Source organism: Paenibacillus sp. FSL F4-0100, from assembly GCF_037993005.1.
Taxonomy (GTDB): Bacteria; Bacillota; Bacilli; order Paenibacillales; family Paenibacillaceae; genus Paenibacillus_AQ.
Window position 1 is genome coordinate 6,848,943 of the sequence record NZ_CP150303.1, and the last position, 13,312, is coordinate 6,862,254.

Genomic DNA, 13,312 nt, shown 5'->3' on the forward strand with positions numbered 1-13,312 from the left:
ACAGGAGGAGTTGAACCGATATGAAACTCGAGCGGCTCATATCCATGATTTATATGCTGCTGAACAACGAGATCCTGTCCGCGTCTGCCCTGGCAGAGAAATATAACGTGTCCCAAAGAACCATATACCGCGACATCGATGCGATCTGCGCAGCCGGCATTCCGGTTGTATCGTATCAAGGGGTGAACGGCGGGTATGGCATTATGGAGCAATACAAGATGGACAAAAGCTTGCTCGGCTCCTACGATGTCAGCGCCCTGATCACCATCCTGCACAGCATGTCAACGGTGTTTGAGGATGAACGGGCCATGGATACCATTCAGCGTCTGCAGACCATAGACCGTTCCGGCAACTCCGCATCGCAGGGATTGTCCATGGATATCGGGAGCTGGCGCTCTTACAACGAAAGCCTCCGTCTCCTTCGCCGCGCCATTACCGACAAGCATGTGATCTCATTTCAATATATAAGCGCCAAGAATGAACGCATTCGCCGTAAAGTCGAACCTCTGCGACTCATGTATAAATTCGGATCCTGGTATTTGTACGGCTTCTGCAGAACCAGAGCCGATTACCGCGAATTCCGGATTTCGAGAATGTCGGAGCTGTCCCCATCCGCCGAGCCCTTTCAACACCAGCATTCAGAGGAGCACACGCACGGGCCCCATCTTCAAGAGCAGAATCCGTTCCACCGAGGGGAGCAGCACAGCTGGGAACCTTCATCCGATGCGATAGAAGTTATCCTTCACGTATCCCCCCGGGCCTTGGCCAAAGCAATGGATCAATTCTATGATGTGCAGCGGGAATTTCATGATGACGGCTCGCTCCGTCTCACGTTCAAGGTCGAACATCCGGATTCCTGGTGGTTCTGGTCTACCCTGCTGAGCTTTGGCGAGGATATCGAGATCATTGAGCCCGCTGACTTAAGGACGCGCATGCAATCCAAATTAGAAAAAATGCTGAAGGTTTACGCATAAGTATGACAGTCCGCTGTCATACTTTTTTATTTACAATGTTCCCAAGAAAGCAAAAACGAAGAAGCCAAAGGGGACGATCACGATGAACTATCCTGTCAAAATGTATGAGTACCATGTATGGGCCAACCAAGCGATATTCAACCGCCTGCTGGAGCTGCCGGGCGAATTGTACAATCGGAAAATAACGAGCATTTTCCCAACCGTATCCGAAGCGTTGATTCACATCTACACGGCGGATCTCGGATGGATGAACATTTTATCCGGAATGGACATGAACCATGCTTTAACGGAGGCCTTCCAGCTCCGAGACGAGCTTGAGTCCATTTCACTGGAGGACCTAAACCTCCGGTTTATCGAGCTGTCAGAGCGATTCACGGCTTTTCTCAGCCAAAACCCTGACCTGGAACGGATCATCCGATTGGATAATCCTTATGCCGGGATCCGGGATACCCGCCTGTCCGAGATTATGCTTCATGTCGTGAACCACGGCACGTACCATCGTGGAAATATTGCCGCCATGATGCGCCAGCTCGGAAGCTCCTCCGCGATGACCGACTACGCTTTTTTTTGGTACCAGAATGAGCAGGAGTTGGTTCTTACCTGAATGACTCGAAGCATAGCGGCAATCGCGCCTTGCCCCTGATCCGGAAATCCCATATCGGGTATCATGCCGGCAAATACCGCACCCCAAAAAGCCTGCTCCAGAACCGGGTTCCAAAGCAGGCCTTCCTATTACATGTGTTCTACAATTTCAATTTGCGTCCTTCCGTCAATCGTACCCAGAAGCCACCTTTGAAACTTTTCGGTTCATGGGAGATAATGAACGCCTGCGGCGACATTTTGGATAGTGACTCCATCAACCGCCGCTCGTTCTTCCGTTTCACGAGCACTTGAAGCACGAGCCGTTTGCCATCCTTGCCGTCCGCTTCCCAGGCGGTCACGCCATATCCCTTCTCCCGCAGGTTCATCGCCAGATTCGTCTCAACGGAATTAACGATAACCTGTACCACGATGTATCCGAGTGCCAAATATTCCTCGATCCGACTGCCGGCATATACGCCAAGGCCGAAGCCCAGGCAATAGGCCGCCATATTAAAAGGATTGTCCAGATTTTGCAGGACGAGATTGAGGCCGAGCAGGTAGACGAATACCTCCAGCATGGCCAGAAGGGAGGCGATCCCCCTTCTGCCTTTGATCATCAGAATCAGCCGCAGCGAAAAGATCGAGACATAGACTACGTTGATGCCGATGATGGAACCGATAAGTGTCAGCGAGATCATTGAGAATCACGAGTGGCGATATACTCCGGTCTTGGCTTCTGGCCCGAATACGGCTGCTTGACCTTGTTCTCCACGCTGTTATAAACCATGAAAATATTGCTGCGCGGCATCGGCGTAATGTTACTGTTCGAACCGTGCATAATGTTGCAGTCAAAAATCACGATTGAGCCCGCTTTGCCAACCGGCGTGTCGATACCGCCTTTCTTCACCATGCGTGTCAGGCTGTCATGATCCGGAACACCGTACTCCTGCTTGCGCAGGGAATCCTTGAAGTGATCCTCCGGCGTTTGGCCGATGCAGGCCACGAATTCCTTATGCGACCCCGGCACAACCATAAGCGGTCCGTTATAAGGGTAGTTATCCTCCAGGGCAATGGAGCAGCTCAACGCTCTCATGCGTGGCATGCCATCCTCGACATGCCACGTTTCGAAATCGGAGTGCCAATAGAACTCCTTCCCCGTAAAGCCCGGCTTGTAATTAATTCGGGATTGATGGATATACGTCTCGCCTCCCAAGAGGTATTCCATAATCGCCAGGAGTCTCGGATGCTGGGATAGTTTCTTGAACACTTCATGGCTCTCATGCACCGCGAATACCGACCGCACTTCGTTCCCCCCCGGCTCCCGGATCACTTCATCCTTGTCCGCTTCACTTGCCGTTACCTGCAAACTCCGGGCTTCCGCCTGATATTTCGACAGCTCCTCTCGACCAAAGAAATCTTCCAGGAATAAATATCCGTTGCGCTCATAGAAGTCGGATTGCTCCTGCGTTAACGCTGCATCCGGACTCCATTCGGAATGAACGACAGGATCCTGTCTCTTTAGGATTCGGGGCTCCGCATGCACTCTTGAAGGATAAACGTCCAGTTCTTTTTCCTGAAGGGCCGACACATGATTATTACTCATCGCATATCATCTCCTTAGTCTGAAATTGGGGCGAGCAGCGGGTAGGTTCCTTCCTCATCGTGAACTTCAGCACCAGTAAGCGGCGGATTGAATACGCAGACCATCCGCATCTGCGAACGGGCTCTCAAATAATGCTTCTCATGACCGTCCAGCGCGTACATCATCCCAGGAGATATCGGGTAGGTTTCACCCCCGATAACCTCGATTTCTCCCTCCCCTTCGATGCAGTACACGGCTTCGACGTGGTTTTTGTACCAGATCAGCGTCTCCGTTCCGGCCTTGATGAGGGTATCATTGAGAGAGAAACCCATGCCGTCCTTGGTGAGCAGCAGCCTTCTCGAATTCCATGTCTTGGTATCGATATCGTCCTTGGTATCCACGATCTCTTCCAAATGTTTAACAATCATGACAACCTCTCCTCTGCAGCTAATTGTTTCATACTGTTCTCAAATATCCCCAATCCCTGTGCCAATGTGTTCATTTCAATCGTCAGCGGCGGCATCAGCTTTGCCACTTCGCTGTGCGGACCCGACGTTTCCATAATCAATCCTTGCTCGAAAGCGATCTCGGACAGTCTGCCTGCGAGCTCCGGCTTAGCAAAAGCAACCCCCTGAATCATGCCTCTGCCGCGAATTTCGCCGACGAACTGGGGGTGATCCTTCACAACGCCTTCCAATGATTGGCGAATCCGATTCTCCCTAATGCCGATATCGAGCTGAAAATCTTTCGTTTTCCAATAATTCAGCGCTTCGGCCGCGGCCACGAATCCGAGATTATTGCCCCGGAAGGTACCGTTGTGCTCCCCCGGCTCCCATATATCGATCTCCGGCTTGATCAGCGTAATTGCCATCGGCAAGCCAAAGCCGCCAATCGATTTCGAGAGACATACGATATCCGGCTCAATGTCGGCATCATCAAAACTAAAGAACGGCCCGGTTCTGCCGCAGCCCATCTGGATATCATCCAAAATAAGCAGCATCCCCTTATCCTTGCAGATGCGCGTAAGCTTCTGCAGCCATTCCCGGCTGGCGGCGTTTAATCCGCCTTCCCCCTGCACCGCCTCGACGATCACCGCAGCCGGAAGCGGAATGCCGCTTCCCGGATCATCCAGAAGCTTCTCCATATATGCCATCGTATCCACGTCATCGCCAAAGTAACCGTCATACGGCATAAATACCGAATGGCTCAGATCCACGCCGGCGCCTTGGCGCTTGAAGGAATTACCGGTAACCGCCAGCGATCCCAGCGACATGCCATGAAAGGCATTCGTGAAGCATAGAACGGTGCTGCGCCCCGTCACTTTGCGGGCGATTTTGAGCGCTGCCTCTACGGCATTCGTTCCGGTCGGACCGGGAAACATCACTTTGTGATCCCACCCGCGCGGCTTCAGGATGACTTCTTGAAATCGGGTCAGAAACGTTTCCTTTGCATCTGTAGCCATATCCAGACTATGCGTGACGCCGTCCCTCAGCATGTAGTCGACCAGTTTCTCGCGAATCTTCTCATTGTTATGTCCGTAATTTAAAGCACCTGCTCCCGCAAAAAAATCAATGTATTCATTGCCCTGCGTATCCCACAGCTTTGCATTCCGTGCCTTGTCGAAAACGGTCTGAAAGCTCCGGCAATAACTTCTTACTTCCGATTCCAGCTTGTTAAACACAGTAAGCTTCGGTTTCTCCATGACTTGGTTGTCCATAGTTCCCTCCATTTGTTTAAATGTCATTGAAAAAGGGGCCAATCACGAATAACGGCTCATCTTCATGAGATGTCCCATCGGGGAACATCTCTGCTCCATAACCTACGGTTACGGTGCTGGGAATGGATTTCTCCTCGGCATAACCGAGAAACAAACGACGGGACGCCATATTGCTCGGCGATACCGTAGCTTCAATATAACGGACGCCATGGCATGCCTTCTGATTCATGAGACCTGTCAGCATCGCTTTGGCAATGCCTTGCCTCCGATGCGAATTAGCAACGGCCACTTGCCATACGAACAGCGTCTCCGGATTACGAGGAGAACGGAAGGCGGAAATAAAACCGATGATATCTCCTTCATGCTCAGCGATCATGCAGGTATCATGGAAGTAATCTCCAAGCAGCATGTAACAATAAGGGGAGTTCAGATCAAGCGATCCGGTGTCGCGTATGAGCTCCCACACCCGGCTGCCATCCCGTGCTTCCGGTCTTCGGTAAACAATTTCGGTTTCGGTATCCACAGCCATTCTATACAATCACCTCTTTCCAGAACTAATTTCCGTTGGAACGGAATCGCTGCAGGAAGCTCTGCAGCCGCTCGCTCTGGGGATTATCGAATATCTCCTCCGGCGTGCCCTGCTCAACGATTCTTCCATCGGCTCCGAATATGACCCGATCCGCGATTTCCTTCGCAAAATCCATCTCATGCGTAATCAGCATCATAGCCATTTCGCCTTCATCCGCGATTTCCCGAATGACCTCCAGCACCTCGCCGACCAGCTCCGGATCAAGAGCCGAGGTGACCTCATCAAACACCATTACCTTCGGCCGCATGACCAGCGCTCTGGCGATGGCAACCCGCTGCTTCTGCCCCCCGGACAGATTGGACGGATACATCTTCAGCTTGTCGGCCAAACCGACCTTGCTTAGCATGGAGACGGCCCGCTCCTCCGCCTCCTCCTTGGATAAACCCAGCACCTTACGCGGGGCCTCCGTCACATTACGAAGCACATTCATGTGCGGAAACAGATTAAAATGCTGGAAGACCATACCAACGTTGCAGCGCATACGGTGCAAATGCTTTTCGCTGGCCCGAACCAGCCTCCCTTTCTCTTCCATATGCCAGAGCAGCTCGCCATCAACCTCGATGGTTCCTTCGGTGGGTTCTTCCAGCGTCATCAGCATCCGGCCCATCGTCGTTTTGCCCGATCCGCTTGGACCGATCACAGCCACCTTTTCTCCCGGCTGCATCTCCAGATTGATACCCTTAAGCACCTGGAGATCACCAAACGACTTGGTCACGCCCGTATATTTCACAATCGGCTTGGTACCCGCAGCGGTAGCGGGATTGTTCTCCTGCTGCGGCACCTTCGACGCTTCCGCTTGCTCATCGATCACAACGGCATTCAATAGACTCCCTCCTTTATTTTCCACGCTGCAGATTCATGCGTTTTTCCAGCCTTTGCACAAGCAAAGATGCGATATAACTGATGATCAGGAACAGAATCCCGACCAGCGTATACGGCTCAAATGCACGGAACGACTGCGACACGATATTTTTGGCCGTCAGCATCATCTCCACCAGCGTGATGGCGCATAGAATCGGCGTTTCTTTAAACATGACAATTAAATAATTGCCCAGTACCGGAATGATTGGCGGCACCGCTTGCGGCAGTATAATACTTCGCCAGGTTTGGGCTTTCGTGTAATTCAGTGCTGTGGCAGCCTCCCATTGCCCCTTCGGCACTCCCTCGATTCCGGAACGGTACACCTCGGACAGATAGGTGCTGTAATGCAGCCCGAGACCGATGACCCCGGCATAGAAGGCCGGAATGGAAATTCCCGTTAGGAGCGGCAGACTGTAATACAGGAAGAAGACCTGAACCAGCAGCGGTGTATTGCGAATAAATTCAATGATTCCTTTGGTTATAAGCGACAACAGCTTAAATCGGCTCCGCGTCGCAAAGGCAAGCAGCAATCCGATGATTAATGCCACCACGAAAGCGCAGATCGTCACCCATACCGTCATCTTTAACGCACTCAAGAGCTGCGGCAGGATATCCCACACATAGTTCCAGTCCCACATGACTATAACCTCCCCGCTGTCCATTTACGCTCCAGCAGTCGAACTGCCAGCGATACGAGCGTAGCAATGACAAAATACATGAGGAGCAGCAGTACCAGAATCTCGGTCGTCCAGGAGATGTAATTGTTGCGAAGCACCATCGCCTGATACGTCAAATCCGCCATGGTGATGAAATAAACCAATGAGGTGGATTTGATGAGTTCCACAAGCTGATTCCCGAAAGGGGGAAGCATTCGCAAGGAAGCTTGAGGCAATATCACATTCCACAGCCTTTGCCAAGGCTTCAGATTAAGCGCTAAAGCGGCTTCCCACTGTCCTTTCGGAACGGCCAGCACAGCGCTTCGGACGATCTCCGAGCCGTATGCGCCGAAGTTTAGCCCGATCGCGAGGATGGCCGCCAACATTTTTGGAAGCTCGATGCCGATGAACGGAAGAGCGAAATACAACCAAAACAGCTGCACCAGCAAGGAGGTTCCCCGAAAGACTTCCACGTACACGGCTGTCAATGTGCGAATGATCCACAGCTTCGACAGTCGGCATAACCCGGCTGCAAAGGACATCACGACCGCAAGGATGGCTGAAAAGAAAGCTACCACAATCGTGATCTCCGCCCCTTTTAGCAGCGTAGGGAGAAAATCAATCCACGAATTCGGCATGCTATTCCCCGCAAAGCGCAGCAGCCGTCATTTCACCCGGAAGCTCTTCTTCCGTGAATCCGAACTTCTGCAGAATGTCCAGCAGCTCGCCTGATTCCTTCATTTTTTGCAGCTCTGCATTATAAGCCTCCTGGAACTCGGTATCCGCTTGGCGGAACGCCGTAGCTCCATAACCCCGAACGCTTTCTCCATCGATGACCGGCTGCTCGAAATCAGTTACACGTTCGATGTTGTCATCACTAGCCGAATCCAGCATCGCCTGCAGAGAGGGTCCCGTCATGGTAATCGCCTGTACCCGGTCTGCCTGAAGGGCGCTAATAGCCGAGGCCTGGTCGGGGACCTGTATGATCCGGTCTGAAGGAATACCGGACTTCTCCATATAGCCGATTTCAACCGCGCCTGTCATGACGGCGACCTTAGCCTGGTCATGATTAGCAATATCCTCATAACTTCCGAGTTCCATCGGGTTCCCTTGCTTCACCGCAATGGCTTCCCCGATGCTGTACTCCGGATTGGCAAACAATACGGCGGAGCAGCGGTCCGGATTAATGAACATGCCTGCGGTGATTAGATCGAACCGCTCGGCCTGCAGTCCGGCAACCAGTGAACCGAATTCCGTCAGCTCTCCCCTCATTTCCTTGATGCCAAGCCGCTCCAGAATAACCCGAGCAATCTCAACGGCTTCTCCCGTCAGCTCCCCGTTGGCCTCTTTATAGGCATAAGGCTTCTCATTCGCAAAACCTACGGTGATATACCCTTGCTCAATGGCGCGATCCAGTGTACTCCCTTTGTCACCGCAAGCCGCAAGCAATACCACCATAGTCACTGACAACATCAGCACAAGCACTCTCTTCAAAACCTTCCACAACCTTTCGTTATGACTTTGCAATCCTTACAAAATGGCACGTTGAAATTACCCTTGTTAACACATATGTTAACTTGGATATAAGGACATTCAGACACCTTGCACGGGTCGGGGCTTCAGGGAAGATGATTCATCCATCTCCTTGCACGCTTAAACCCAATGCCATCCGACTGATTCAATTGGTTAAACATTTGCAGGCCTTGCCCCTCCTCTTTAGCAGAATACAAAAAGACCACCAAACAGGGGATTTAGACATAGCTCCGCCAGCAGGGGGTCAAAAAATAGAGAAAAGGCCCCTAAGAGAATCAAGGGCCTTTGTTATGAACATCCATTATGTATGCAAGACCCATCCACTGCTGACGAGGTTAGCTGACGGACTCGGGTAAGATGGTACCCTACACTCATGATTCTAAGTGACTCGCCCCTGGTGAAACTGGTTCCCCCGCTTTCCGGAAAATGTATGCCGGAAACTAAGCGTGTGTCCATGATAAAGGGAAGTTTAGGAAAAGTCAAACCCCTTTAACCGCTTTTTCTGGAAATTCAGACGCAGAAATGCCATTCTTCCGGGGTGTATGACAAGCTAGAAAAATGCCTCATTCAAGCCTGTCCACCTACAACATAGGGATTTTATCCCATACCTATTTTTCGCTATATAGCAGGCGTTTGCCATGCCTCCCTTACTCGTTCATGTGATGGATAGTTTATGCCATGAATTAGACCAAAACAGTGGAAAGCTTCTACACTCCATCTGAACCAAAAAAAATTTTTGATTATCCATTAAAAACCCATTATGACTCATTTACTTCTAGTTACGGGAGCGCTGGTGCCAGCATCATATATTAACCGCTTTATGAAGCAATGAATGCACACCAAAAACCCCGATAAGTGTCGGGATTTTTGGTCCATGGATTATACGGCTGTATATCCGCCATCCACCAGTAAGCTTGTGCCTGTAATGAAGGATGCATCTTCACTGGCAAGGAACAACACGGCTTTGGCTACTTCTTCCGGCTGTCCCAAGCGGCCCATCGGATGAAGGCCGACCAGGTGCTCGGTGATCGCTTCCGTTCTTCCCTTAATAAGCGGAGTATCGATGTATCCCGGGCATACGGCATTGACCCGGATCCCTTTTGGAGCATAATCCGCGCCCATGGACTGGGTTAACAGCTTAACGCCTCCCTTAGCGGAAGCATAAGCGGTAACACCCGCTTTTCCGACATGGCTATGGATCGAGCCGCAGTTTACGATCGCCCCTCCGGTTCCTTGGGATAACATCTGTTGGATTACATATTTATCACACAGGAACACCCCTGTAAGATTAATATCAATCGTCTTTTGCCAGTTGTCCATCGACAACTGATCAGCAGGGGCATCATGAGCAATGCCTGCATTGGCGAACAATACATCGACACGGCCAAAATGCTCAACCGTCTGCTTCACCATATTTGCAACTTCCTGTTCTTGGGTCACATCCGTCTTAACGAACAGCGTTTCAAAGCCTGCGCCTCTTAATTCATCCGAAACAGCCTGTCCCCGGTCCGAATAATCTGCAATAACAACCTTGGCTCCCTCTTCTACAAAAAGCCTTACTGCTGCTTCGCCGATCCCGCTGGCGCCTCCCGTCACAATGACAACCTTGGATTCAAATTTCATTTGTCGACCACTCCTATATTGTGAATTCATCATATCGGTTCCATATTCATGTAGAGTTAACATATTCCAGGCATGATATTCCACAAGCCCCCGTTTCTTTCATGAACAACATCCTATCGAATAACGGCATATGGACGCTCACAACTTAATATTCGCCTCATCCTAACCTTATCCAGCCTGTCCATTGTTATACAGGCCGCTCGATTGTAAACATCTCTCCCAGTGAAGCATAGATATTACCAGCCATACGGCTCACAGGCTTCAACTTGGCAGCGTCAATCCGGCCTTGCTCGTAAAGTTCCTCCGCAACATGGAAGCGAACTACGCGGGCAATCAGCAGATCGGCACCAGGCAGCTGATCCGCTCCATTCAAAGTGACGACCTGCTCCAGCACGCATTCCATGCGAATCTTGCTCTCCAGAACGCCGGGAACTTTAACGACCTCGCTAACGACCGGGGTTAAATGCGCTCGGTCAAGTTCACTCTCATGCGGGGGCAGGTTCGCCGCCGTTTCGTTCACGGCTTCAACGTTGTCTTCGTCCACGATGTGGATGACAAGCTCGCCGCTTTGCATGGCATTTCTCGCTGTATCCTTAGCCGTACCGTTCTTCCGCTGAACGGAAACGGACAGCAGGGGCGGATTGCTGGACAGAATGGAGAAATAACTGAATGGTGCCGCATTCAGCACACCGTCCTCCGATAATGTCGTAACAAAAGCGATCGGTCGCGGAACAACGCTCCCGATGAGCAGCTTGTAGGTGTCCCGTTCGCTTTGGGTATTCGGGTCAATGGATATCACTTCAGTTACCCCTCTCTTGTATTTTGACTTGAATAGGCTCCAGACCTTCCTCAATACGGGCTCGCTCCGGTTCAAACCAGGCAGGAAGCTTCAATTGTTCCCCCAGTGAGTCCAGATCTTCATCCACCGTAAATCCGGGCGGATCGGTTGCGATCTCAAACAAGATCCCCCCTCGTTCCCTGAAATATAACGATTTGAAATAGTTGCGGTTCTTAATATCCGTTGGCAAAAAGCCATGCTGTTTCACCCACTCTTGCCATGTAACATGCTCAACTTCATCTTGAGCCCGCCATGCGATATGATGGGTCGTTCCGGCACCTCCGGCGCCCCACGGGATATCCCGCATCGGTAAATCAATCACGTTGCCGAAGGGCCCTAATGATTGAAACCGCGCATAGTTAACGTCCTCTCCCATGAAGGTCAGTCCCATTACCTGCTCCAGCGCTATCTTCGTTTCCTTCCACTTGCTGCTGAACAGGACCGCACCGCCAAACCCCTTAATCGCTGTGTCCGGCGTCACATCGTCTACAGACCAACTGCTCTTCGGTCCGTCTTCCCGCTCGACCAGCTCCAGAGAAAGTCCATCGCGATCGGAGAATTGAAGATAATGTTCGTTAAAACGGAATGCTTTCATGACAGGGACGCCGAAGCTCCGTAAACGCTGTTCCCAATAAGGCAGGGCACCCGCAGGGACAACAAAGGTTGTATACCCAACCTGCCCTCCTCCACGTCTCCCTCTTCGCGAAGCAGGAGACGGAAAGAAGGTAATAATAGTCCCCGGGTGCCCCTCCTCACCCCCGAAATACAAATGGTACACCTCAGGCGCATCGAAATTCACCGTCTTCTTCACCAATCTGAGTCCAAGCACGCCCGTATAAAAATCAACATTCTTCTGCGGGTCCTGTGCATAAGCGGTAATATGATGAATGCCTGCCGTTTGTAATGCCATATTCATCGCCTCCTCATTGTTTCGTGTCGAAACCTTGTTCCGTTTCATGGTCCTGTATTGCATGATTTATGAGTCGGTAAACAATCTTTAATGTTAATATCTTTAATTTAAGATTATATATTTTTCCTCTCATTGTCAAGCGCGCCTTCAAACCTCGGGCATACAAAAAGCCGCCAAGAACGCTTCCACGCTCTTAGGCGGCTTCAGTATGCAGCTGCGACCGCATGCCTATCACCCGTCTATGCTTTTTGCCATTTTTCCTTAAAGAATAGCTGATAAACTCTCGTTACGATAATCTTAATGATCATGTAAATCGGTACCACCAGCAGAACCCCTATAATTCCGCCGAGATCCTGTCCCACCAAAACCAGGATAATGATCGTAATCGGATGGATAGCCAGCTGTTTGCCAAAGATATATGGTCCAATCAGGTTATCCTGAATCTGCTGAGCTGCCAGAATGACAACAAGCGACCAGATCGCCGTTCCAGGGGATTGAATGAAGCCGATGATCACGATCGGGATCGAGGATAGAATAGCTCCGATAAATGGTATGAAATTCGCGATAACCGCCACGGTCGTCAGCAGTAATGCATAAGGAAGACCAATAATCAGGAAGCCGATGTACATCAAGACACCCAGCGCCAGATTGACGAGCACTCGTCCAACGATGAACCCTTTGAGGGCATTGTTGATTTCATCCAGTACCGAAGCTCCCACTTCCTTGAAGCGGTTAGGCAAAAAGCTGACAATCATCTCTCCGAACTTCCCGCCTTCCTTCAGCATGTAATACAGCAGGATCGGGAACGTAAATAAAACGATAGCAAAGTTCGACACGAACGAGAAGAGGTTCATAATATAATTCGTCAGGAACGTGAAGCCTTGATTCAAATAATCGGTTAATTGGGTAAGTGGATTAGAATCCTCCGGAAATATCTCCTTAAAGAGCCCGTTATTTTCCCACTCCTGCAACTGTTCACCTAAGGCAGCAAATAATGCGGGCGCATTCTCCACAAGAGCAATGATCTGATCCCGCAGGGATGGCCATACCCCAATAATAAAACCTGTAAGTATGCCTGCAAACACGACATATAGGAGCAGGATGGCCAGCGAGCGATTTAGCTTGCGCTTTTCGAGAAGATCAACCAGCGGCCTGAGCAGGTAATAGAAGAATCCTGACAGCATCAGCGGCACGAGGATGATCGAGAAGAACGAAAGTACCGGTCTGAATATAAAATCCACCAGCGATCCCAAATAAATAATAATGAGGACCAGAATCACGGCGAGACATAATTTGAAAAACTTGTTCATTTTCAGCAAAAAGCATGCCCCTTCTCCTATTTTTTCACCATCGTATCATGACAATGTGTGCATATACAAATCGCTTGCGTCTGCACTGGTATAGGATGTCGGATTGTAGCGCCATCGCTTATATAACCATTCAGTTC

Annotated in this window: 15 protein-coding genes and 1 riboswitch; of the genes, 2 read left to right on the plus strand and 13 right to left on the minus strand. The window is 50.6% G+C overall.

Features of this window, described 5'->3' with window-relative positions; genetic code table 11:
• The first annotated feature begins 20 nt into the window (after nucleotides 1-20).
• Together MHH48_RS31120 and MHH48_RS31125 are read left to right on the plus strand one after the other, a co-directional pair.
• Nucleotides 21-974, plus strand: a complete 954-nt coding sequence (locus MHH48_RS31120) for a YafY family protein (protein WP_076325314.1) — start codon at nucleotides 21-23, stop codon at nucleotides 972-974.
• Nucleotides 975-1,056: 82 nt separating this feature from the next.
• Nucleotides 1,057-1,578, plus strand: coding sequence for a DinB family protein (locus MHH48_RS31125; RefSeq protein WP_076325313.1), 522 nt, complete (start codon nucleotides 1,057-1,059; stop codon nucleotides 1,576-1,578).
• Nucleotides 1,579-1,717: 139 nt separating this feature from the next.
• Here the strand turns inward: MHH48_RS31125 and MHH48_RS31130 are convergent, their stop codons facing one another.
• The 13 genes from MHH48_RS31130 to MHH48_RS31190 form a co-directional block, all read right to left on the minus strand.
• On the minus strand, nucleotides 1,718-2,254 hold the full coding sequence (locus MHH48_RS31130) for a DUF2179 domain-containing protein (RefSeq protein WP_076325312.1): 537 nt from the start codon (nucleotides 2,252-2,254) through the stop codon (nucleotides 1,718-1,720).
• The gene (gene thpD / locus MHH48_RS31135) at nucleotides 2,251-3,159 is read right to left on the minus strand and encodes an ectoine hydroxylase (RefSeq protein ID WP_076325311.1); all 909 of its coding nucleotides are present in this window, start codon (nucleotides 3,157-3,159) and stop codon (nucleotides 2,251-2,253) included. The genes MHH48_RS31130 and thpD overlap by 4 nt, the downstream gene beginning before the upstream one ends.
• A 14-nt stretch (nucleotides 3,160-3,173) precedes the next feature.
• The gene (locus MHH48_RS31140) at nucleotides 3,174-3,566 is read right to left on the minus strand and encodes an ectoine synthase (RefSeq protein WP_076325310.1); all 393 of its coding nucleotides are present in this window, start codon (nucleotides 3,564-3,566) and stop codon (nucleotides 3,174-3,176) included.
• A complete protein-coding gene (gene ectB / locus MHH48_RS31145) occupies nucleotides 3,563-4,855 on the minus strand; it encodes a diaminobutyrate--2-oxoglutarate transaminase (RefSeq protein WP_076325309.1) in 1,293 nt (430 codons plus the stop codon). The genes MHH48_RS31140 and ectB overlap by 4 nt, the downstream gene beginning before the upstream one ends.
• Before the next feature lie 16 nt (nucleotides 4,856-4,871).
• The gene (ectA, locus tag MHH48_RS31150) at nucleotides 4,872-5,384 is read right to left on the minus strand and encodes a diaminobutyrate acetyltransferase (RefSeq protein WP_076325308.1); all 513 of its coding nucleotides are present in this window, start codon (nucleotides 5,382-5,384) and stop codon (nucleotides 4,872-4,874) included.
• A 25-nt stretch (nucleotides 5,385-5,409) separates the two neighbouring features.
• Nucleotides 5,410-6,267 carry an ectoine/hydroxyectoine ABC transporter ATP-binding protein EhuA gene (gene ehuA / locus MHH48_RS31155; RefSeq protein ID WP_083659798.1) on the minus strand — a complete coding sequence of 286 codons (858 nt, stop codon included), beginning with the start codon at nucleotides 6,265-6,267 and terminating at the stop codon, nucleotides 5,410-5,412.
• A 13-nt stretch (nucleotides 6,268-6,280) separates the two neighbouring features.
• Nucleotides 6,281-6,943, minus strand: a complete 663-nt coding sequence (gene ehuD, locus MHH48_RS31160) for an ectoine/hydroxyectoine ABC transporter permease subunit EhuD (RefSeq protein WP_076325307.1) — start codon at nucleotides 6,941-6,943, stop codon at nucleotides 6,281-6,283.
• A 2-nt stretch (nucleotides 6,944-6,945) separates the two neighbouring features.
• Nucleotides 6,946-7,599 (minus strand): ectoine/hydroxyectoine ABC transporter permease subunit EhuC, encoded by a 654-nt coding sequence (gene ehuC / locus MHH48_RS31165; RefSeq protein WP_076325306.1) that lies wholly within the window; start codon nucleotides 7,597-7,599, stop codon nucleotides 6,946-6,948.
• A gap of 1 nt (nucleotide 7,600) precedes the next feature.
• Nucleotides 7,601-8,455 (minus strand): ectoine/hydroxyectoine ABC transporter substrate-binding protein EhuB, encoded by an 855-nt coding sequence (gene ehuB / locus MHH48_RS31170; RefSeq protein WP_256720763.1) that lies wholly within the window; start codon nucleotides 8,453-8,455, stop codon nucleotides 7,601-7,603.
• A gap of 350 nt (nucleotides 8,456-8,805) precedes the next feature.
• A riboswitch (cyclic di-AMP (ydaO/yuaA leader) is annotated at nucleotides 8,806-8,951 on the minus strand.
• Nucleotides 8,952-9,373: 422 nt separating this feature from the next.
• Nucleotides 9,374-10,117: an SDR family NAD(P)-dependent oxidoreductase gene (locus MHH48_RS31175; protein WP_076325305.1), complete on the minus strand. Its 744-nt coding sequence runs from the start codon at nucleotides 10,115-10,117 to the stop codon at nucleotides 9,374-9,376.
• Nucleotides 10,118-10,304: 187 nt separating this feature from the next.
• The gene (locus MHH48_RS31180; protein ID WP_076325304.1) at nucleotides 10,305-10,916 is read right to left on the minus strand and encodes a flavin reductase family protein; all 612 of its coding nucleotides are present in this window, start codon (nucleotides 10,914-10,916) and stop codon (nucleotides 10,305-10,307) included.
• 1 nt (nucleotide 10,917) lies between these two features.
• A complete protein-coding gene (locus MHH48_RS31185) occupies nucleotides 10,918-11,865 on the minus strand; it encodes a ring-cleaving dioxygenase (RefSeq protein ID WP_076325303.1) in 948 nt (315 codons plus the stop codon).
• 239 nt (nucleotides 11,866-12,104) lie between these two features.
• Nucleotides 12,105-13,184: an AI-2E family transporter gene (locus MHH48_RS31190; protein WP_076325302.1), complete on the minus strand. Its 1,080-nt coding sequence runs from the start codon at nucleotides 13,182-13,184 to the stop codon at nucleotides 12,105-12,107.
• Nucleotides 13,185-13,312 lie beyond the last annotated feature (128 nt).